Annotated in this window: 23 protein-coding genes; 5 read left to right on the forward strand and 18 right to left on the reverse strand. The window is 31.0% G+C overall.

Annotation, left to right across the window (positions count from 1 at the left end):
• Both CHB67_RS08730 and CHB67_RS08735 read right to left on the reverse strand, forming a co-directional pair.
• Positions 1-531: an NADPH-dependent FMN reductase gene (locus CHB67_RS08730; RefSeq protein WP_089381378.1), complete on the reverse strand. Its 531-nt coding sequence runs from the start codon at positions 529-531 to the stop codon at positions 1-3.
• Between the two features lie 2 nt (positions 532-533).
• On the reverse strand, positions 534-905 hold the full coding sequence (locus tag CHB67_RS08735; RefSeq protein WP_089381379.1) for a DoxX family protein: 372 nt from the start codon (positions 903-905) through the stop codon (positions 534-536).
• Positions 906-1,050: 145 nt separating this feature from the next.
• On the opposite strand from CHB67_RS08735, the gene CHB67_RS08740 reads away from it, so the two are divergent.
• Genes CHB67_RS08740 through CHB67_RS08750 form a run of 3 tightly spaced genes read left to right on the forward strand, consistent with a single transcriptional unit; the run spans position 1,051 to position 3,791 of the window.
• Positions 1,051-2,679 (forward strand): acyl-CoA carboxylase subunit beta, encoded by a 1,629-nt coding sequence (locus CHB67_RS08740; protein WP_089381380.1) that lies wholly within the window; start codon positions 1,051-1,053, stop codon positions 2,677-2,679.
• Positions 2,680-2,738: 59 nt separating this feature from the next.
• Entirely contained in the window at positions 2,739-3,455 is a 717-nt protein-coding gene (locus CHB67_RS08745; protein ID WP_089381381.1) for a YebC/PmpR family DNA-binding transcriptional regulator, read from the forward strand.
• A 3-nt stretch (positions 3,456-3,458) separates the two neighbouring features.
• A complete protein-coding gene (locus tag CHB67_RS08750; protein ID WP_089381382.1) occupies positions 3,459-3,791 on the forward strand; it encodes a hypothetical protein in 333 nt (110 codons plus the stop codon).
• On the opposite strand, the gene CHB67_RS08755 is transcribed toward CHB67_RS08750, so the two are convergent.
• The 15 genes from CHB67_RS08755 to CHB67_RS08825 all read right to left on the reverse strand — a co-directional run bounded on the left by CHB67_RS08755 (position 3,775) and on the right by CHB67_RS08825 (position 18,093).
• Positions 3,775-4,917 carry an AMP-binding protein gene (locus CHB67_RS08755; RefSeq protein ID WP_089381383.1) on the reverse strand — a complete coding sequence of 381 codons (1,143 nt, stop codon included), beginning with the start codon at positions 4,915-4,917 and terminating at the stop codon, positions 3,775-3,777. The genes CHB67_RS08750 and CHB67_RS08755 overlap by 17 nt on opposite strands.
• Positions 4,918-4,946: 29 nt before the next feature.
• Positions 4,947-5,906, reverse strand: coding sequence for a CPBP family intramembrane glutamic endopeptidase (locus CHB67_RS08760; protein WP_089381384.1), 960 nt, complete (start codon positions 5,904-5,906; stop codon positions 4,947-4,949).
• A gap of 3 nt (positions 5,907-5,909) precedes the next feature.
• Positions 5,910-6,947 carry an o-succinylbenzoate synthase gene (locus CHB67_RS08765; protein WP_089381385.1) on the reverse strand — a complete coding sequence of 346 codons (1,038 nt, stop codon included), beginning with the start codon at positions 6,945-6,947 and terminating at the stop codon, positions 5,910-5,912.
• A gap of 64 nt (positions 6,948-7,011) precedes the next feature.
• On the reverse strand, positions 7,012-7,284 hold the full coding sequence (locus tag CHB67_RS08770) for a zinc ribbon domain-containing protein (protein ID WP_089381386.1): 273 nt from the start codon (positions 7,282-7,284) through the stop codon (positions 7,012-7,014).
• Positions 7,285-7,287: 3 nt separating this feature from the next.
• Positions 7,288-7,812, reverse strand: coding sequence for an SRPBCC family protein (locus CHB67_RS08775; RefSeq protein ID WP_089381387.1), 525 nt, complete (start codon positions 7,810-7,812; stop codon positions 7,288-7,290).
• 37 nt (positions 7,813-7,849) lie between these two features.
• On the reverse strand, positions 7,850-8,530 hold the full coding sequence (locus CHB67_RS08780) for a metal-dependent hydrolase (protein ID WP_089381388.1): 681 nt from the start codon (positions 8,528-8,530) through the stop codon (positions 7,850-7,852).
• 103 nt (positions 8,531-8,633) lie between these two features.
• Positions 8,634-10,904: a TonB-dependent receptor domain-containing protein gene (locus CHB67_RS08785; RefSeq protein WP_089381389.1), complete on the reverse strand. Its 2,271-nt coding sequence runs from the start codon at positions 10,902-10,904 to the stop codon at positions 8,634-8,636.
• Between the two features lie 202 nt (positions 10,905-11,106).
• Positions 11,107-11,493, reverse strand: coding sequence for a hypothetical protein (locus tag CHB67_RS08790; protein WP_089381390.1), 387 nt, complete (start codon positions 11,491-11,493; stop codon positions 11,107-11,109).
• Positions 11,494-11,560: 67 nt separating this feature from the next.
• A complete protein-coding gene (locus CHB67_RS08795) occupies positions 11,561-12,460 on the reverse strand; it encodes a 1,4-dihydroxy-2-naphthoate polyprenyltransferase (protein WP_089381391.1) in 900 nt (299 codons plus the stop codon).
• 36 nt (positions 12,461-12,496) lie between these two features.
• The gene (locus tag CHB67_RS08800; RefSeq protein ID WP_089381392.1) at positions 12,497-13,108 is read right to left on the reverse strand and encodes a hypothetical protein; all 612 of its coding nucleotides are present in this window, start codon (positions 13,106-13,108) and stop codon (positions 12,497-12,499) included.
• Between the two features lie 4 nt (positions 13,109-13,112).
• Positions 13,113-13,892, reverse strand: a complete 780-nt coding sequence (locus CHB67_RS08805; RefSeq protein WP_089381393.1) for a (Fe-S)-binding protein — start codon at positions 13,890-13,892, stop codon at positions 13,113-13,115.
• A gap of 14 nt (positions 13,893-13,906) precedes the next feature.
• Positions 13,907-14,353, reverse strand: coding sequence for an LNS2 domain-containing protein (locus tag CHB67_RS08810; RefSeq protein ID WP_089381394.1), 447 nt, complete (start codon positions 14,351-14,353; stop codon positions 13,907-13,909).
• A gap of 41 nt (positions 14,354-14,394) precedes the next feature.
• Positions 14,395-15,699 carry a (Fe-S)-binding protein gene (locus CHB67_RS08815; RefSeq protein ID WP_089381395.1) on the reverse strand — a complete coding sequence of 435 codons (1,305 nt, stop codon included), beginning with the start codon at positions 15,697-15,699 and terminating at the stop codon, positions 14,395-14,397.
• 225 nt (positions 15,700-15,924) lie between these two features.
• A complete protein-coding gene (locus tag CHB67_RS08820; protein ID WP_245813480.1) occupies positions 15,925-16,896 on the reverse strand; it encodes an MlaD family protein in 972 nt (323 codons plus the stop codon).
• Positions 16,897-16,956: 60 nt separating this feature from the next.
• A complete protein-coding gene (locus CHB67_RS08825; RefSeq protein WP_089381396.1) occupies positions 16,957-18,093 on the reverse strand; it encodes an N-acetylmuramoyl-L-alanine amidase family protein in 1,137 nt (378 codons plus the stop codon).
• A gap of 454 nt (positions 18,094-18,547) precedes the next feature.
• Here CHB67_RS08825 and CHB67_RS08830 point away from each other — a divergent pair, with 454 nt between their 5' ends.
• Together CHB67_RS08830 and CHB67_RS08835 are read left to right on the forward strand one after the other, a co-directional pair.
• On the forward strand, positions 18,548-20,920 hold the full coding sequence (locus CHB67_RS08830) for a putative LPS assembly protein LptD (protein ID WP_245813482.1): 2,373 nt from the start codon (positions 18,548-18,550) through the stop codon (positions 20,918-20,920).
• 12 nt (positions 20,921-20,932) lie between these two features.
• The gene (locus CHB67_RS08835; protein ID WP_089381398.1) at positions 20,933-21,313 is read left to right on the forward strand and encodes a Rid family detoxifying hydrolase; all 381 of its coding nucleotides are present in this window, start codon (positions 20,933-20,935) and stop codon (positions 21,311-21,313) included.
• 7 nt (positions 21,314-21,320) lie between these two features.
• Here CHB67_RS08835 and CHB67_RS08840 read toward each other — a convergent pair whose 3' ends face one another.
• A complete protein-coding gene (locus CHB67_RS08840) occupies positions 21,321-21,683 on the reverse strand; it encodes a methylglyoxal synthase (protein ID WP_089381399.1) in 363 nt (120 codons plus the stop codon).
• Positions 21,684-21,715 lie beyond the last annotated feature (32 nt).

Here is a 21,715-nt window from a genome sequence, read left to right on the forward strand (position 1 = left end):
CTAAATTTCCTTTTTAAAGTCATTCACTAATGCATCAAGAGCTGATTTTAACTCTTTATTTACCAATACTCCTTCTTTAAAATTATCAAAAAATGAAGGTACCGATAAGCTTCCTATAATATTTCCACCCATATAAGGAAATCTTCCTAAAGCAATATCTAAAACTGTTGAGCCTCCTCTAGCTCCAGGCGAAGTTGCTAATAACAACATAGGCTTTTCTCTCCAAATCTTCCCTTCAATTCGTGTTAACCAATCAAAAACATTTTTAAAAGCAGCTGAGTATGCACCGTTGTGTTCAGCAAAAGAAATTATAAAACCATCAGCTTTATTGAACACTTCATTTAATTCAATTGCTTTCTCTGGAAGACCACTTTCTGCTTCAATATCAACTGAAAAAATTGGCATTTCGTAATTATTTAAATCTATTTTTAATACTTCAACATTGTTTACTAAATCGCCAGTATATTCGGCTAATATTTTGTTGATAGATGCTTTACTTGAACTTGCTCCTATTGTGATAATTTTTTTCATAATTAAATTGTTTTAGAAATAAATATTTTTTTTCCGAAGAAATAAGAAATCAATAACAATGCTATTGCCATTACTGCACCCATTTGCTCACCATCACCAATCATAAAATGTGCAAAAAATGCTAATATAAATTCAAAAAATAAGGCTGCATATGCCCATTCTTTAATATTTGATTGTTTTTGTGAAAGAAGTACAATAACTGCAGCTACTTTTGCAATTGCTAATGGATATATTATATATGTTGGATAACCAAATGTTTTAAACATTTCTGATACAACCACATTGTTAAACACATACATTCCTGCGGACGTTATTAATAATGCACTTAATAAAATTGTTGAACTCCAGTAAATAATTTTAGTTGTTTTACTCATATTGTTTTTATTTTTTAGCTTTAAATTCTATACAATAATACGCAAAATATTTAATAATTACCCAGGTAATTATTGTTTAGGTATATATTTAACGTTATTTAACATTCATTTTGTACTTTAGCAGTCGTATAAATTGCATAAATAAATGGACATTAACTTCAATAAAAACGAAGATTTTAACAAGCTTCAACTAAAAGATTTACAAAAAAAACTTTTAAAGGTTTACAAAGGTGGTGGTGATGCTAAAATTGAAAAACACAAAGCAAAAGGCAAATTAACAGCCAGAGAACGTATTGATTATCTGTTTGATAAAGATGCTGAATCTATTGAAATAGGTGCGCTTGTTGGTGAAGATATGTACAAAGAACACGGTGGTTGTCCGTCTGGTGGTGTAGTTGTAAAAATTGGATATATTGAAGGCAAGCAATGTATTGTAGTTGCCAATGATGCAACGGTAAAGGCCGGAGCTTGGTTTCCTATCACAGGAAAAAAGAATTTAAGAGCTCAAGAAATTTCTATTGAAAATAAAATTCCGATTATTTATCTGGTAGATAGTGCAGGTGTTTATTTACCAATGCAAGATGAGATTTTTCCTGATAAAGAACATTTTGGACGCATTTTTAGAAACAATGCGATCATGAGCAGTATGGGAATTACACAAATTTCTGCAATTATGGGAAGTTGTGTAGCTGGAGGTGCTTATTTACCAATTATGAGCGATGAAGCTATGATTGTAGATAAAACAGCGAGTATATTTTTAGCAGGAAGTTATTTGGTAAAAGCGGCTATTGGAGAAAGCATAGATAATGAAACCTTAGGTGGTGCAACAACACACTGTGAAATTAGTGGCGTAACCGACTATAAAGCTGCAGATGACAAAGATGCTTTAGATAAAATTAGAAGAATTGTTGGCAAAATTGGCGATTTTGAAAAAGCCGGTTATAACAGAGTTAATGCAAAGCAACCTAATGAAAATCCTGAAGATATTTTAGGAATTCTACCAAAAACAAGAACCGATCAATATGAAATGCGATCAATTATTGAACGTATTGTAGACAACTCAGAATTTGAAGAATATAAAAAAGACTATGGAAAAACCATTATTTGCGCCTATGCTCGCATTGATGGCTGGGCCGTTGGAATAGTTGCAAATCAACGAAAAGTTGTAAAAAACGGACAAAAAGAAATGCAATTTGGTGGAGTCATTTATTCAGATAGTGCAGACAAAGCCACGCGTTTTATTGCGAATTGTAATCAAAAGAAAATTCCTCTAGTATTTTTACAAGATGTTACCGGATTTATGGTAGGAAGTAAAAGTGAACATGGAGGAATTATTAAAGATGGTGCCAAAATGGTAAATGCTGTAAGTAATTCTGTAGTTCCAAAATTTACCATTATTATAGGGAATTCTTATGGAGCCGGAAACTACGCAATGTGCGGGAAAGCTTACGACCCTAGATTGATTGTTGCTTGGCCATCGGCACGACTGGCTGTTATGGGTGGTTCACAAGCGGCTAAAGTTTTGCTACAAATTGAAACTGCTTCCTTAAAAAAACAAGGTGAAGTAATTACACCTGAAAAAGAACAAGAAATTTTAGCCTCAATTGAAGCCAAATACGACGCACAAACCTCACCTTATTACGCCGCTGCACGCTTATGGACAGACGGTGTTATCAATCCGTTAGACACTAGAAAATGGATTAGTATGGGTATTGAAGCCGCAAACCACGCGCCTATTACAAAACAATTTAATTTAGGCGTAATTCAAGTGTAAATTTATTGTGAATACACCGAGTTATTTTTACATTTGCACCACTTAAATAAACACAAATTATGGGAAGAGCCTTTGAACTTAGAAAAGGAAGAAAAATGAAACGTTGGTCAGCAATGGCAAAAACTTTTACCAGAATAGGTAAAGATATTGTGATGGCTATTAATGATGGAGGTGGAAATCCTGATACAAACGCTCGTTTAAGGGCTGTAATGCAAAATGCAAAGGCAGCAAACATGCCGAAAGAAAATGTTGAACGCGCCATAAAAAAAGCTGCAGATAAAGATACTAGTAATTATAAAGAAGTTTTATTTGAGGGCTATGCACCACACGGTATTGCTGTTGTTGTTGAAACTGCCACAGATAATAACAATAGAACGGTTGCTAATGTTAGAGCTGCATTTAATAAATGTGACGGAAACTTAGGAACTTCTGGTTCTGTAGTTTTTATGTTTGACCATACGTGTACTTTTACTTTAAATAAAGAAAATATTACTACTGAATTAGAAGAACTAGAGCTTGAATTAATTGACTTTGATGTTGAGGAAGTTTTTGAAGATGAAGATGGAATTGTAATTTATGCTCCTTTTGAACAATTTGGAGCGCTTCAGAGTTATTTTGAGGATAATAATATCGAAATTTTATCTTCAGGATTTGAAAGAATTCCAACTACTACCGTGAAGCTTAGTGAAGATCAACAAGCCGATGTTGAGAAATTATTAGAACGTTTAGAGGAAGATGATGATGTACAAAATGTGTATCATTCTTTGCAAATGTAAGCTATGTTCTTAGCAGGTAAAAAAAACACTGAATTAAATAGAGAAACGGCTTCTAAAGTAATTTGTCCAAATTGCACTACTAAAAACAATACCGTAGTTTTTGTTTTTGGTAGTTACAAGCACTTGTTACAAATCCCTTTTTTTGCAGGTTCTAAATTTGGAAAATCGGTTTGTAATAATTGCAAACAAACTTATGATTTAAGTACAATGCCCGATGCAATTAAATTGGCGTATTACGAATTAAAAGAAGTTACTAAAACCCCTTTTTGGTTTTATATTGGCGTTGTTGCAATAAAATTATTAGTGATCATTAAAATTCTTAGCAAGTACTACTAATTAACTTTAACGTTTTAATTCTATTTATTTTTTGAGTAGGTGTTTCTTTAAACTTTTTAACAAAGAAAATTTCCTTCGGAATTTCGTATTTAGAAAGTGTTTTTAAACTTCTAACATCGTTTAAAATAGTATCCTCTTTTTCACCTTCAACAATTAGTACTAATTTTTCTCCTAAAACAGCATCTGTAATTCCTGCTACAAAAAAACGAGGTTGAATTACACTTGAAATTTTTAATTCAATTTGTTCGGGTATTAACTTTATTCCTCCAGAATTTATAACACTATCAAACCGTCCTAACCATTTAAATGCTGTGTCTGAAATAATTTCAACCAAATCGTTGGTAATAATTTCTTCATTTGAAAGTTTTGGAGCCTTAATAACTAAACAGCCTCTATCATCAATTTTTATTGAAATGTTTGGCAACAATTTATAAAGTGATTGCTTAGATTCATTTGAAATAACATTGGCGTTTTCGTTTTTGTTAGATTTCTCGACTGCGCTCGAAATGACATTTGAACTCGAAATAACATTCTTAAAATTATTCAACTTTTTTACTGCAATATGTGTAACCGTTTCTGTCATTCCATAAGTTGCAAAAATAGCTGTTGAACAATGTTGAATTTTACTTAACAAATCATTTGAAACTATACCGCCTCCAACAATTAATTGCTTCACCTTGTAAATTTTATCTAATGAATTGTACAACTGAATTGGAACCATTGCGCAAAAATCATAATTCTTTTTAATTCCTTTTAACGGATTAGATTCTGGCTCAACTACGTCTAACTCCCACCCTAATTCTAGCGCTCTAACTAACATCATTTTACCTGCAATATATGTTGAAGACATACACAACAACGCAGTAGTTCCTTCACCCAAATTAAAAAAATCTCCGGTTGCTTTCGCACTTTGTCTCATGTGCGACTTTTGAAGTTTAATTTTTTTTGGTGTTCCTGTTGATCCTGAAGTTTTAACTTCAACAAACTGTTTTTTATTGAACCACTCTTTTAAAAACAAATGAATTTCATCTGAAATCGACAACGAAAAACCAATCAGTTCTTCCGCAGAATTAAAAGATTTACCTTGTAATTTAAATGCCTTATGAAATGGTTTTGATTCGTTCATTTAGTTTGAATTCAAAGGATTTAAAAAATTTAAGCTATAAATTCATCTTCATTTAACACGATTGGTTTTCTTACAGTGCCAAACAATTTTTCTTTCCAATTAGTCCAACCATATTTTTTTGAAAACACAAAAATAACAAACGGATAAAATACAATAAAAGGCAAAAAGAATTCAAAATCAATATTCGGTTCTGCAATATCTAAAAACAATGCTTCAGTTTGAAACGCAGCCCATTTTGAAGTTACCAACACCGCTGCAATAATATTATTTGCTGCATGAAATCCCAAAGACAATTCAATTCCTTCATCCATTAATGTAAAAATCCCTAATAAAAAACCGGTTCCAATATAATAGATCATTACAATCCAACCCAATTTTTCAACTTCAGGATTTGCACCGTGTAACAATCCAAAAATAACTGAGGTTATTAAAAGTGCTACAAAACTATTTTTAAACCACGTTCCAAAACCTTGCATTAAATAACCTCGAAACAACACCTCTTCCATACTTGTTTGAAGTGGTAGAAATAAAAGGGAAATGATCAATAATATAAAAAATTGCATTGGTTGAAAATTGAAAACATAATCGTTTGGCGACATAAAATAGTCTATAAAAAAAGTAGCTAGCCCAATGATTGCCCAAACTGTAAATGCATAAAAAAACCGACTCCAATCTATTTTTTTACGTGTTGTAATTACTGAAATTATTTTTCGTTTGTGTATAGTTTTAATACCTAACAACAAAAATACTAGTCCAGCAAAAAAGGTGAAAATCATTAAACCTAAGTACAAATTTGAATTGATGCCTAATGTTGTAAAATTATCAAGCGCTGCACTTGAAAACTCACCCACATCTTCAGAATAAAAAAATGCAACGCCAACTAATGGAAGAATTCCAATTAATTGCCAACCAAAAAACAGTAGAAAAATGGTTAAAAGATATGCCCACCAATTATTTTCTCCTTTGTAAGCTTGTTGTATAAATTTCATGCGTTATAAAATATTAAAATTCCAGTTTTCACTTTTGCTATAAACTAAATGTCCCTGTTTTACTTCCAAAGGGCTTTTTACATTATTTGTAAATAAACTACCTGTTCCTAAACCTTGCGGCATCTTATTTCGAAAAATATAGGTCCATTGTGCAATTGCATTTAAACCAATATTGCTTTCTAATGCAGAAGTTATCCACCAACCAATTTGCTGTTTTTCAGCTAAGCGAATCCACGCTTCACTTCCTTTAATTCCGCCAACTAAACTTGGCTTTAAAATAATGTATTGAGGTTGTATTATTTGTAGTAGTTTTTCCTTTTTTGTTACATTAAAAACACCTATTAATTCTTCATCTAAAGCTATTGGCAAGGGTGTTTTTGAGCATAGTTCAGCCATTTCTTCAACTTGACCTTGTTTTATAGGCTGTTCAATAGAGTGAATTTCGAAATCAGTTAATTTCTTTAATTTTTCTAATGCTTCATTCGGTTGAAAAGCACCATTTGCATCAACCCTTAGTTCAATTTCTTCGGAAGAAAAACTAGCCCGAATACTTTTTAACAGTTTTAATTCGGTTTCAAAATCAATAGCGCCTATTTTCATTTTAATGGTTGAAAATCCAGCTTCAATTTTATCTTGAATTTGTTGATTCATAAAAGCTTCATTCCCCATCCATATCAATCCGTTGATATTAATAGCAGCTTCAGCTTCAGTGAATTTTGAAGGAAATAATTTAAATGGATTGCTGCTTTTTAAAGATAAAAATGCTTGCTCTAATCCAAATTGAATAGAAGGAAACTCAATTAATTCATTCAATAAAACAGCTTCATCTAAATGAATATGATTGCATAACCATTTTAGTTTATCTTCATAATCAGGTCTATCATCAATGCTTAATCCTCTAAAAATAGCACATTCTCCAATGCCAATTTTATTTGCAGACGCTAATTTTAAAAAATAAGTTTCCTTTGTTTTTAAAATTCCACGAGAAGTACCGCTGGCTTGCTTAAAATTTAAGCTGTATTTTTTGAATGCTGCCTTCATTGTATATTTAAAGCTGAAAAATACAACTATTTAAAAACTTGTACGATAAAAAATATTGAAAACTCTATTTACTTTTCCAACGTTCTAATTTTGGAATTCCTTTTGAAAATAAACCTGCAAACAGTTTCATAAAACCACCCATTTCTATAAGCTGTTCTTTTACAAAAGCCTGCATTTCTATGGCTGTAATATCTGGTTGCAAAAATTTTCCATCATCATAACAATAGCTGCAATACTTATAACTAGGATTTCCATCTGCATTTTTACCTCCTCCTTTACCTTTAGGATCTTTACTTAAAGGCATCGCACAACTTTGACAATTTTTATATGTTTTCATTATTTAAGCTTCTAAAATTTCTTTTAATTTCTTTAATCCATATTCAAAATCTTTCCCAACAGATTTATCCATATTCATAAACAGCATCATTATACTCAAAGGAAATTTATTTTTTCCAGAAAAACCCCAAACAACTTTAGTTCCATTTTCATCTTCAAAAACTTTTAAATAGGCGTCAGATGTAGATTTAAATGGTTTTAAAAAACGTAATTGTGATTTCACTACTTCATTTTCAATAATACCTGTTAATTCTTGCTCTCCCTCTCCAACTTCCTTGTTTCCAACCCATGCAGATACAAAACCTACTTCACCATCTGTTCCTGTAAATGTTTTTCTCATAGCAGGATCCTTTTCTGCCCAAGGAGACCATTCATCCTGATTTTTTAATAGTTTTAAAAAAGTAAAAACTTCAGGCAACGGTTTTTTAATAATGACACTTCTACTTACATCGTAATTTTTAGGAGCAATGTTTGCTAAAATAATAACAAGTAAAATTAGAATTAATATCACATAAAAAAAGATAGTCATAGTTTTAAAATTTTAGATCGTATCGTTTTTTATAAAATTATAGCTTTAAATACTTTCCAATTTCCAATAAAAATAGTTCCTTTTTCGATTTTGAAAAGCGTTCAATAGCAGCTTTATGATCTATTTTTATATAACCGAACGTATCAAAATGATAACCTAAAACTTTATTACAGTTTAAAAATGAACTTGCTTTTAAAGCTTCTTTAACCCCCATAGTAAAATTATCTCCAACTGGTAATATTGCAATATCTAGTTCTCCAATTACATCTGGAATTAACTTCATATCATAGGTTAAAGCGGTGTCTCCAGCAATATACAATCTATGGTGATTTGTTTCTATTACAAAACCTCCTGGTTGTCCTCCATAACTTCCGTCAGGAAAAGAACTTGAATGCACGGCATTTGTATAATGCACTGTACCAAAATCAAACGTCCATTTACCACCGTGGTTCATAGGGTGCCCTTCAATTCCTTTATTTCCAAAATAAGATACTATTTCGTAATTTGAAATAATTTTAGCTCCTGTTCGTTTGGCAATGACTTCTACATCTAAAATATGATCTTCGTGTGCGTGGCTTATTAAAATATAATCAGCTTGTAGCTTATTTATATCTATGTGAGAAGCTAATTCGTTTCCTGTAATAAATGGATCAATTAATAATGTTTTGTCTTTGGTTTCAATACTTAAACTTGCGTGTCCTAAATATGTTATTTTCATGTGGTAGTATAATTAGTTGTTTATGCAATTTAACTAAAATAATTCACAAAAAAAACCTCGAAAACATTTCTATTTTCGAGGTTTATAAACAACTAAGTAGCAATTAAAAACTGTACTTAACAAATACGGTAAAATTTCTTCCAGGTTCATAAATTCTGCCCGAAAGTATGCTTGAATTTTTATATGAATAATTTAAGTGCTCATAATACGCTTCATCAAAGATATTTAACACGGCAGCACCAATTGACAACCCTTGTACAGGTTGGTACCCAGCTCTAAAATCAACGGTTGTAAAAGACGGACTTTCCTCTTCCATAAACGTAGTTGAGATTCTGTCTTGTTTTGCAACAAGCCTAGAACTTAGCGCTAAAAAGTAGTTACTTTCTTCAAACTTCAATCCTAAAATTGCCATGAATGGTGGTATTTGAGGAAGCGGCTCATCAAAATCTTTATTTTGAGCATAGGTATATGATAAATCTGAAGTGAATGCTAATTTTTTGGTAGCTTTTAATTTAAAGTTAAACTCAAATCCGGTTTGCATAGCTTTGTCTAGATTTATAAACTGTTTTGCGTATACTGGTGGTGTAGTAGGCATAAATTTACGTGGAATATCAGGATTTACTTCCGCAGAAATATAATCTTGTAAGAACGAATAAAACACAGAAGCTCCTATTTCAATAAACTTGAAATTTTGCATAAAAGACAGTTCAATTTGATTGTTAATTTCAGGGTTTAAGTTTGGATTTCCAACATATTCATAAGGATCTACACCAACATTAAAATGGTTGATATAACGCTCTATCATATTCGCTGTTCTTACACCTCTTCCTAACGCAAATTGTGCTTGAAATTTGTTGTGCTGATATTTTAATGATGCATTTGCACTAATATTTACTTCATTTTGATCTTTAATTTCACCACCATACAACGCTTCAAAATCTGCAGCAGGATCATCAATACCGGTATTAATAAAATCGGCTCTAACTCCGGTGGTTAATGTTAAATTATTGGCAACAATAAATTTTCCTTCACCAAAAACACCAACATCATTTAGGGTAGCATCTTGCCAAATTTTATCTACAAAAGTTTTTGGTGTTGGCAATGGCATACCATTCATTATTTTCACAATTCGTGTTCTGTTTCCTTCTCTTCCAATGAAATTCGCATCAATTCCGGTAAAAATCTTTGTTTTTTCTGAAGGACGAATTACCAATTCTACTTTTCCACCATAAGTTGTTGATTGAACAGGAGAAGCTGCGTCAGTCATTTTAAAACTAGGACGCTCTTCGTTTGTCATTAAATGATCTACATACGAATAAAATACTTTAGCTGTAAAGCTTTCTATTTTTTCTGAAATTTCAGTTAATTTATAATCAATTCCTCCTAGTAAACTATTATCAAAAGGCGAATCCATTGGCAAACCTGCATGTAAAATATCACGTGCAAAAGATTGTCTCCATGTAAATTGTACACGTTGATTTTCGGTTGGGTCAACACCTATTTTTACAGAATAATCAGCTGTTTTAAATGAAGAAGGAACTTCTGTACCGTTTCCATCTTTATAATTACCAAAATCGCGATAAGAACCCACTACGTGGATATCTACTTTATTTGCAAAATATGAAAAGGAAGCTGCAGTTGCAGTATTTTCTCCGTTAGATTCAAAACCCGATTGAATGCTTCCTCGAAAACCATTATCGGTATTTGCTCTTGAATTGGTTACAATATTTATAACCCCTCCAAAATTTTGACCGAAACGAACTGTAAAAGGTCCTTTTACAATTTCAATTTTAGCAACTTCCTCTGGAATTACATGCGTTGTAATAGGATCCATACGATTTGGACACGCATTTAAAATTTTCATACCTCCATCATACTGAACATTTAATTGTTCGTATTTAAAAGATCTAAATACAGGTTCAGAAGCATAAGCACCTCTTTTTACAATTCCGAATCCTTTAATATCTCTAAATAAATCGCCTACACTTCTTGGTTGTGTTACTCTTTTTAATTGATCTACAATTACTTCAGAATGTGAAATATCTTCTAAAGGGTTCGAAGAAACAATAATTTCATTCAATTCAATTTGTGCTAATTGTAATGAAATAGTTTGATTGTTTTTAAGATTGGTGTTTTTAGTTTTATAACTAAGATGAGTTACTTCAATTGCATCTCCTTCATTAGCGTCAATAGCAAATGTTCCGTTAGAATTTGAGATTGAAAATTTGTTTGTTTTTAATACTTTTATGGTTGCAAATTCAATTGGTGTATTTGAATTTTCATCAATAATTTTCCCTGTTATTTTGGTTGATTGCGCGTTTAATAAACACACAAACATGAATGCTATTATAGATAGCAGTATATTTTGTTTCATTATAAAATAAATTATTTTGATTGTTTTTTAGTAGTAATCTACATAATATGTATCTATAATTTTTAATGAATTGGCTTCTTATAAAAAACACAATGCATTAATTATAGATTTAATTTAAAAATTACGCATAGCTAAAACACCTTTAAACCAAGAAAAAGCTTGATAAAAAGTTGTCTATTTATTACTAATTTTCGTAAAATATTTAGGAAACAATTAATTGTGGAGGCTTAAATTCAGTAATTAGAAACTCTTGCTTACTGTAATGAATCATAGAATTTGACTCATTATTATATTCTTTTGTATATAGTAACTGATACGTAAACTCATTGATAGGGCTTACTGGATAATCGTCAAAATTTATTTGAGGAATTGTAGATTTATGATCGTGAGAGTTGTGGTTTGTTTTTTTTAGCTGTTTTTCTAAATAACACTTTCCGTTACACTGCAAATAAGGTTTGTCTCTATTTTCACATAAAACACTGGCAATATAATCGTAATTGGCATGGTACTCAATAATAGGCATTATTGGCCTGATCATAGCCAACAAGTATAATAAATAGAAAAATATGCCAAAAAATTGATTTTTCATTCCTGAAATTTGCAGTTACAAATATAGTTTTTAGAACGATAAATTATGTAATAATTATAACGCTATTTTAACTTAATAGTAATCCTATTCCAAAAAGTAATGCAAATAAAAACGTACTTAAGGCTAACTTTTTAAGTTCTGGATCTAATAACTTTGGAAATTTATTTTGATACACTACTTGAAAATGCTTCATAATTGGTATATAAGCCAATAAAAACAACAATTGAAATGGCGATGTATATTGAAGCATTGTGTATAATAAGGCTACTAATAATGACGCTATTAATAAATAATAATGATAATACTTTCCAAACTCAGCTCCTATTTTTACAACCAGCGTATTTTTACCAGCTTTAATATCAGACGCTCTATCTCTTAAATTATTTAAATTTAAAACACCTACACTTAGTAAACCTATTGAAATTGCAGGTAAAAAAACGGTGTAATTTATTGTTTTTGTATATAAGTAATAACTTCCACAAACACTTAATAAACCAAAAAATAAAAATACAAATACATCTCCAAATCCACTATAACCATATGCATTTTTACCCATTGTATATTTAATTGCAGCAACAATACTCATAATTCCTAAAACAAAAAACAAAAGTAAGTTTAAGAAATCATCTTTTCCAAAAGAAACATAAATTAAGGCTATTGCAACAATGAAAGTAATTATTACTGAAATTTTAATAGCCGATAGCATTTGATTTGGTGTAATAGCCCCACTTTGTATGGCTCTTTTTGGACCTATTCGGTCTTCATTATCAGTTCCCTTTACACCATCACCATAATCATTTGCAAAGTTTGAAATAATTTGAAATCCGGTGGTTGTTAATAAAGCGAGTAAGCAAATAAGCCAATTAAAAAACCCTTCGGAAGCAGCGATAAAACTTCCAACAATAATTCCTGAAAGGGATAACGGCAAGGTTCTTAAACGAGCAGCCTGAATATAGTTTTTTATCATTTTATAACTTAAAAAACGATGGTAAAGTTTTGTTTATTAGTCAACAAAAGTTAATTCCACAATTACCTTTCTAATGATGTAATCTTTTAATTGAGGTGAGTAGCATTCAATGTTATTGTAAATCAAAGTAACGTTAGATGATGCATTTAAATTTTCTAATGATTGAATTAATTGATCAGAACCTTTAAAATTTTGTAACCACAAAAACTTTTGTGTTTTACCTTCTTCATCTTTTAAAATTACGGTACTAAACTCATCTCCAACCACACCAACTAGTGAACCAGTTACTTCAAAAAGTTCTTCAACAGGTTCTTCGTTAATGTCTTCAGCTAAAGCGATTAAAGCATCCGGACAAAATTTAGCCATATTAATACCAACCTGTTCTCCAAATTTTGAGGCTGCATCACTTCCGTCATAAAAATTTACAACAATACCATCTTTATTAAATTCTTCTTCGTATTTATTGTATAAATTAAGAATAAACAAACCTAGTTTTTCAGTGCGTTTATCCACGTCTAAACTTTTCATTTCATCACTATCTAAATATTCACAAGTTTCTTGTGATACTTTGTCTAAAGTGGTTTCTTGAGAAAATACATTTAATGAAATAAAAACAATAATGAAAAAGAATCCTTTTTTTAGTATCATAATTTTATAAATCTTCAGCGTTAGCAATAAGTTCAGCAATATCTAACACTTCAATAGTATCTTCTTTTTCAGTTGCTTTTACACCATCTGTAAGCATTGTATTACAAAACGGGCATCCTGTTGCTATAATGTTTGGTTGCACTTCAATTGCTTCTTCAGTTCGCTCAACATTAATGTCTTTATTACCATTTTCAGGTTCTTTAAACATTTGTGCTCCTCCTGCTCCACAACATAAACCGTTTGTTTTACAACGCTTCATTTCAACCAATTCAACATCTAATTTTTGAATTAAGTCACGTGGTGCTTCGTACACATTGTTTGCTCTTCCTAAATAACAAGGGTCGTGAAAAGTAATACGTTTCCCTTTAAACTTACCTCCTTCAATAGTTAATCTACCATCATCTAACAATGATTTTAACAATTCGGTATGGTGAACTACTTCATAGTTACCACCTAATTGAGGATATTCGTTTTTAAGGGTATTAAAACAATGAGGACAAGCTGTTACAATTTTTTTTATTTCATATGCATTCAACACTTCAATATTAGTCATTGCTTGCATTTGAAATAAAAATTCGTTCCCTGCACGTTTTGCGGGATCTCCTGAACAGCTTTCCTCTGTACCTAAAACAGCAAATGCTACATTTGCTTTGTTCAAAATTTTCACAAAAGCTTTTGTAATTTTTTTCGCTCTATCATCAAAACTTCCAGCACAACCCACCCAAAATAGAACTTCGGGGTGTTTTCCTTGTGCTGACATTTCTGCCATTGTAGGTACTTTCATTTGTTTATTGGTTTTTATTCGTGTTTTCCGTCGTCAAAAACTTCAATAGTAACTTCTTTTGCTACTAAATCTGTGAATTGACCTCTGTATCTTGTTGCTTTTACTAAGTGATTATCAATCCAATGATAGTTTCCTCCACGAGGTTTCCCCATTAATAAGCTATGGAATTTAAACCCGTGTTTGTTTAACCAAGTTTCAGTAACTTCTCTGTGCTCTTCAGTTCTTGATGTAAAGAAACAAATCATATGCCCTTCATCATACCATCTGTTTAAAGTAGCTAAAGCATCTGGAAATGGCTCACAAGTCCCCATTCTTTCTGGCTCTTCATTAGGTACATCTTCGGTTACAGTTCCGTCAATATCAATTAAATAATTTTTAATTCCTTCAGGCAAAATAGGACTAATATGTAATCCATCTTCAACTTTGTCGTGTAAAAGTTTTTCAACATCTTCTTTTTTCATTCTTCTTGTTTTTAATTTAAATTTTAATTTTTATAGTTCTGTTATTCGTCTTTCCAATTTAATCTATCCATTTGGTTGTATTGCCAAGGTGCTCCATTGTTTTCAATATTTGTCATCATCATATTTAATTCTGGTGAAGCAGCTGACTGCTCCATCACTAAATACCTACGCATATCCATAATTATTGAAAGTGGATCAATATTTACCGGGCATTCTTCAACACAGGCATTACAACTTGTACAAGCCCATAATTCTTCAGGAGCAATATAATCGTTTAGTAATTGCTTACCATCGTCTTTAAATTCACCATTTTTATCTATATTTTTTCCAACCTCTTCTAACCTATCACGCGTTTTCATCATAATAGCTCTTGGAGATAATTCTTTTCCTGTTAAATTTGCCGGACAAGATGATGTACAACGCCCGCATTCTGTACAGGTATAAGCATTCATTAATTGTACCCAGTTTAAATCGGTTACATCACTTGCTCCAAATTTCCCTAGAACTTCATCCTCGGATCCTTCAGGAGCTGAAGCAAATGGATCGGCTGTTGGATCCATCATTAATTTGACTTCATTAGTAACAGCTTCCAAATTAGTTAACTGACCTATTGGATTTAAATTAGCAAAATAGGTGTTTGGAAATGCTAATAAAATATGTAAGTGCTTTGAGTAATATAAATAATTTAAGAAAATTAAAACACCTATGATATGTAGCCACCAAGCTGAACGCTCTATTAAAAATAAAGTACCAGCATTAAAATTTTCGAAAAAAGGAACTAAAAACTGACTTATAGGATTTCCTGCATTTACTTGTTGAAAAGGTACATCGGTTGCATTCATTAATAAGAATAACGACATTAATATCATTTCAAAATACAAAATGTACAAAGCATCATTTTTTGGAAAACCTTTCATTTCTTTATTCCAAAAACGAGGAATTCTTAACACCATTCTTCTTATCCAAAAAACAATTACGGAAACTAACACTAAAAACGCTAATATTTCAAAAGAACCTATTAAGAAACTATAAAAACCACCTAAAAATCGTAAAACACGATGTGTTCCAAAAAGGCCATCAATAATAATTTCAATTACTTCAATATTAATTATAATAAAACCTACATATACAATTATATGTAAAATTCCTGAAATAGGTCGTTTTACCATTTTAGATTGCCCTAAAGCAATCATTACCATATTTTTTAATCGATTCTTTTTTCTATCAGACCTATCAACAATTTTCCCCAGTTTAATATTTCTGCTAATTTTTTTAATATTTCGTATAAAAAATCCGATTCCTAAAAAAAGAAGCACTGCAAACAGTATGTTATCTATATAATTCATACAATTTAATTATTAATGGTTCCAATTATTATCTTCTCAATTCCTTTTTATTATTGATGCCGAATTTAAGGAAGGCAATTTAGCATTATTTAACGCTTTCTCATACTTCATGCCAAATATTTCACAAAATTGATGAGAATGTAAATTTAGTAGAATATTTTCAACTATTTCTTCAGCATTTAACAATCTTTTCATACTATTTTAGAATAATGGCTTACTAAAAAGCTACTCTTTGTTTTCTTGTTCTGGTTCAACTTCAGGATTATAACCTTTATCTTTCTTTCCAAAAACAGAAAGATGTACAAAACGTTTTGGATGTAATTTTACTTCACGTAGTAATTCTTCTAATTCTTTTGAAGCGTTTGTAAGGTTTAAGTACATTTCATCATCGGTTAATAGTTTACCCATAGTACCTTCACCTGCTTCTAAATTTGCTAAAATTGAATTTATACTAGCAATTGAAGTCTCTAAATTTTTAACTGTAACACCAAAGTTTGCATTTACCAATGTGTCTGATAATTTTGCCAAGTTTGCTGTTAAAACTTCTGCATTTGATAATGTACTTTCTAATTTATCTCCATTTTTTTGAACCATTTTATTTAATGAAACGGTTAAATCTTGAATATTTAGTATAGAAACGTTTAGACGTTCTAGGCTTAATTTTACATTTTCTCTAGCTTCATAATCTAACGTATTGTTTAAACCAGTCATTAATGAATCTGCACTCACAATAACATGCTCAACCTTAGCTTGAAGCGGATTTAATTTTTCTGTTACCGAAGAAAAGATATCAGATTCTATTTCCCCTTTTAAATTATCACCTGGAACTGCCATTTCACCTTCATAAGAAGGTATAATTGCCAAAGATTTCCCCCCCATTAAACTGGCGCTGTAAATTTTAGCAACACTTTTTTTCGAAAACTGGAAGTCGTTAACAACACTAAATTCAACAATTAATTGACCTCTTTTTTTTGGGTCTTTATTAAATTTTATATCAACTACCTTACCAACATCAACACCATTAATAGTTACAACACTTGCTGTATTTAAACCTTGAACATTATTATATTCAGTATAGTATGTTTTTAGTTGGCCATCAAATAAATTAAGCCCCTTCATAAAGTTATAACCCCATATAAATAAAGCTATTACGCTAACTGAAACAATACCTGTTTTTAATTCTCTAGAAATCTTCAAAATGCTTATTTTATGAAGAGCAATATTACTAATAATTTTTGGGAGTAGTAAATAAACAGTCTACGATTTTTTTAAGACGTATTCTAAATCAACTTTTTTACCATCTTTAAAAGCCACTATAAATGCAGTCTTATATCCTTTAGACTTAGCCAAACGTTGTAGATCTATAATCTCATTGTAATTTGAAGTATTTCCTAAATAGTATTTGTAACTATTGCCTACTTTTACTCTTTCAATACCTTTAAGACCTTTAAAATTATATGATTTTGTTTCAAGTTTTCGAGTACCTGAAGCCACCTGAACCTTAAATTGAGCTGAATGCATATGCTCTTTTGAAGTGTTCTCAACAACTTTATTTTCGGTTGAATTCACAACAATATTATCTCCATTTACAGTGTTTAAAGTTAACTGTTTGTAATATTTTAAAATTCCGTTATAAATAGATGTTGAAAATTTTGATTGACCTGCCTTAGAACCTAAAAAAGTACCTTCTGCTTTGTTGGTGATAAAACCTGTTTCAATTAAAACACTTGGCATATATGTTTGATGTAGAACTACAAAACCTGCTTGTTTTACACCTCTATCTTTTCGTTTCAAATCGGTTGAAAAGCCATTTTGAAGCATACTTGCCAATAAAATACTCTGATCTAAATATTCTTCTTGCATTAATGTCAATCCAATTACAGACTCTGGTGAGTTTGGGTCAAACCCTTTATAATTTACCTTATAATTATCCTCTAACAAAATTACTGAGTTTTCAGCTTTTGCTACCTCAAAATTTTGCTTATTTGCGTGTGTTCCTAAAGCCCAAGTTTCAGCTCCAGAAGCTTGTGTATGATGAGCATTACAATGAATTGAAACAAATAAATTAGCATCAGCTTTATTGGCAATTTTTCCACGTTCTTTTAAACCTATAAAAACATCAGTTTTACGCGTATAAACTACTTTAATATTTTTTTCGTTTTCTAACAATTTACCTACCTCTAAAACAATTTTTAATGCAATGTCTTTTTCTTTATGATTTTTATAACCTACTTTACCTGGATCTTTACCTCCATGACCAGCATCAAGCACCACAATAAAATCTTGGTTTTGCGCAATTATTCCATTATTTAAGAATAAAAATGAAATAAAAAATGTAAAAAGCAGTTTAAAATTTGCGCTTATTTTAATTTTATAAAAGAGTAGTGAGTTCATCAATTATTTTAATTATTTTTGTCTGCTGTAATTTGGTGATACAATTATTGAGCCATACATTTACAACCGTAAAAATATGAATAAAATTTAAGTACGCTAATTTAAAAAAACTTATGGTTTCTGCCCAATTTTAACCATACTTTTATAAAAAATCATTATTATAATACGTTGTAAATACATATTCTCTATTTTAGTTTTAGTTGTTGCTTTATGTGGCGTTAAAACCAATTCTTATTCGCAAGAAATTAAGCAAAGTTCCAATATTGAAATACCTATTACTAAAGTTGATACTAACCAGGTTTTCACAAAAGACACGCTTGTTGCTCCTAAACTAGATAGTTTAAGCCTTCAGAAAAAAGATAGTATTTCAAAACCAAAAGAACTTTTAGAAGGTATTATTGATCATACCGCTGACAGTTTAATAAGACAAGATATTAAAAACAATAAAATACTTTTGTACGATAATGCACACGTACATTATAAAGATATTGACTTGGTTGCTGGTTTTATTGAAATAGACAATAATACCAATATAGTTGTAGCGAAAGGTATAAAAGATAGTATTGGTACATATTCTCAGTTACCTGTATTTACCCAAGGCGCAGAATCTACCACTCAAGATTCTATTATTTTTAATTTTAAAACTGAAAAAGCAAAGATTTTTGGTTTATTAACAGAACAGGAAGGTGTTATTATTAAAGGTCAGGTAACTAAGAAAGAGAATGATAGTGTAATTTATGTTAGAGATATCAAATTTACTACTTCAGACAAAGAAAAACCTGATTATTATATACAAACTAAAAAAGCTAAAATTGTACCAGACAAAAAGATTGTAGTTGGTTTTAGTAATTTAGTTATTCAAGATGTTCCAACACCATTATTTTTACCATTTGCATACATTCCTTTAACTGAAGGTAGAGCCTCTGGTTTTTTAATGCCAACTTGGGGTGATAGTAAGGAGCAAGGATTTTTCTTACAAAATGGAGGTTATTATTTTGCCGTAAATGACTATGTAGATTTAGCGGTATTAGCCGACATTTACACCAATGGAAGTTGGGGAGTTCGAACGCAATCAAGCTATTCTTATCGCTATAAATTTAGTGGAAACTTTAGTTTTAGGTATGAATATTTAATTAATGGGTTGCGTGGTTTTGAAGATTATTCAAAATCATCTAATTACAATATTAGTTGGAGTCATAGTCAAGATTCGAAAGCCAGTCCAAATTCAAGGTTTTCAGCTTCTGTAAATTTAGGTAGTAGTAAATATTACAGACAATCTTTAAATGAATTCAACAACAACTCGTTCCTTAACAACACATTAAGTTCCTCTATTTCATTTTATAAAAAAATAGTAGGTACTCCTTTTAATTTTTCAGCTTCGGCAACACATTCTCAAAACACCAATACCGAAGTAATTAATATGTCACTACCTTCCTTATTATTAAATATGGATCGTATTTATCCTTTTGCAGGAAAAACTGGTGCAAAAAAGAATGCAATTCAAAAAATGGGACTTACCTATGCGCTAAGAGGAGATGTGAGAATGTCAACTACAGATGAATTCTTTTTCAAAAAAGAAATGTTTGATACTGCAAAAGCGGGAATGCAACACAATGCTTCTTTAAATACCAATTTAAAACTTTTGAAATATTTTACAGTTTCGCCAAATGCTAATTATAAAGAAGTTTGGTATTTTGATAGAATTAATAAAACCTATGACCAAACCGAAGACACTGTTGTATCAGATACTATTCAAGGGTTTAATGCCTTTAGGGAAGTTTCCGCAGGAGCTTCACTTTCGACTACAGTTTACGGAATGGTTAATTTCAAGAAAGGAAATTTACAAGCCATTAGACACGTAATGAGACCTTCTGTTTCATACAGTTATCGACCTGATTTTGAATATTACGAAGAAGTGCAACAAAGTTCAGATCCTGATGATGATTTTCTAGAATACTCTCCTTATGCAAATGGTATTTATGGAAGTCCTGGTAGAGGTATCTCAAACAGTTTAAACTTTACATTAAACAACACTCTTGAAGCTAAAATGGCATCAAAAGATTCAGTTGAAGCGGAAGCAAGAAAAGTAACTTTACTTAACAACTTGAATTTTAGCACCTCATATAACATAGCTTCAGACTCAATGAAATGGAGTCCTGTTAGAATGAGTGCTGGTACTTTTCTTTTTGATAAAAAAATGCAAGTTAATTTTAATGCAACCTTAGATCCTTATGCGTTAAGTATTAATGGTCAAAGAATAAATACTGCCAATATAAAAAATGGAGGAAGTCTTTTTAGATTAACCAATGCTGGTCTAACAATGAATTACTCCTTCTCTAGTAAAGAATTAAAAGGAAAATCAAATTCTCAGCAACAAAATGCTATTGATAACAACTCGGACGGTATATTTGGTGAAGATCTAGATCTTAGTAATGACAGAAGAGATAAAAGCAGTCAAAGAGAAACTAAAAAAACGAAACTATATGCAGCTAGATTTCCGTGGACATTGAAAATTGCGTACGCTGTTAATTACTTAAATTCTAATAGACAAAATGAAATCTCATCTAATTCCATTATGTTTTCTGGAGATGTTGAGCTAACACCTAAATGGGATGTTGGAGTTTCTTCGGGTTACGATTTTAAAGGTGGAGGCTTTAGTTATACCCAATTAAGATTTGCAAGAGATTTAGATAGTTGGAAGATGTCGTTCAACTGGGTTCCTTTTGGAAATAGACAAACCTACTATTTCTTTATAGGAATTAAATCATCTATGCTAAGTGATTTAAAATACGACCAAAGACAATTACCTGATAGAAGATTATTTTAATTTTTAGATATTATGAAAAAAATAATAAATACCACCAATGCACCCGCTCCTATTGGCCCATACAACCAAGCAATATTAACTGGAGACACTTTATACACTTCTGGTCAAATTGCATTAAACCCTTTAACAGGAGCATTAAATAATGCTTCCATTGAAGACGAAACAACACAAGTTATGGAAAACTTGAAAGCTGTTTTAGATGCCGCCGATATGACTTTTGAAAACGTTATTAAATCATCAATCTTTATTGCTGATATGAATGACTTTTCAAAAATAAACGCTATTTATGGTACTTATTTTAATGCAGAAACAGCTCCGGCTCGCGAAACTGTTGAAGTAGCCAACTTACCAAAATTTGTTGGTGTTGAAATTTCTATGATTGCAGTAAAATAAGGCGTTATTATAATGCTTTAATTAATAATTCAGCAGTTGCAGGATTTGTAGCTAAAGGCACGTCATGAACATCACACAATCGCATAAGCATAGCGATGTCTGGTTCATGCGGATGCATTCCTAACGGATCTCTAAAAAAGAACACCATATCTGTTTTTCCTTCAGCAACTCTTGAGGCTATTTGGGCATCTCCACCATAAGGCCCCGATAAATATTTACTTACTTTCAAACCTGCTTTTTCAGCATGTTTACCTGTTGTTCCTGTAGAAATTAGTTGAATATTTTTAGCTATTATCAAAGCTTTAAAATCCATTAAAAACTGAACCATTTCGGTTTTTTTACCATCGTGAGCAATAATTGCTATTTCCATATTATGTTGTATTATTCTTGTATTTACTATTT

It is taken from the genome of Lutibacter agarilyticus, from assembly GCF_900188235.1.
Taxonomy (GTDB): domain Bacteria; phylum Bacteroidota; class Bacteroidia; order Flavobacteriales; family Flavobacteriaceae; genus Lutibacter; species Lutibacter agarilyticus.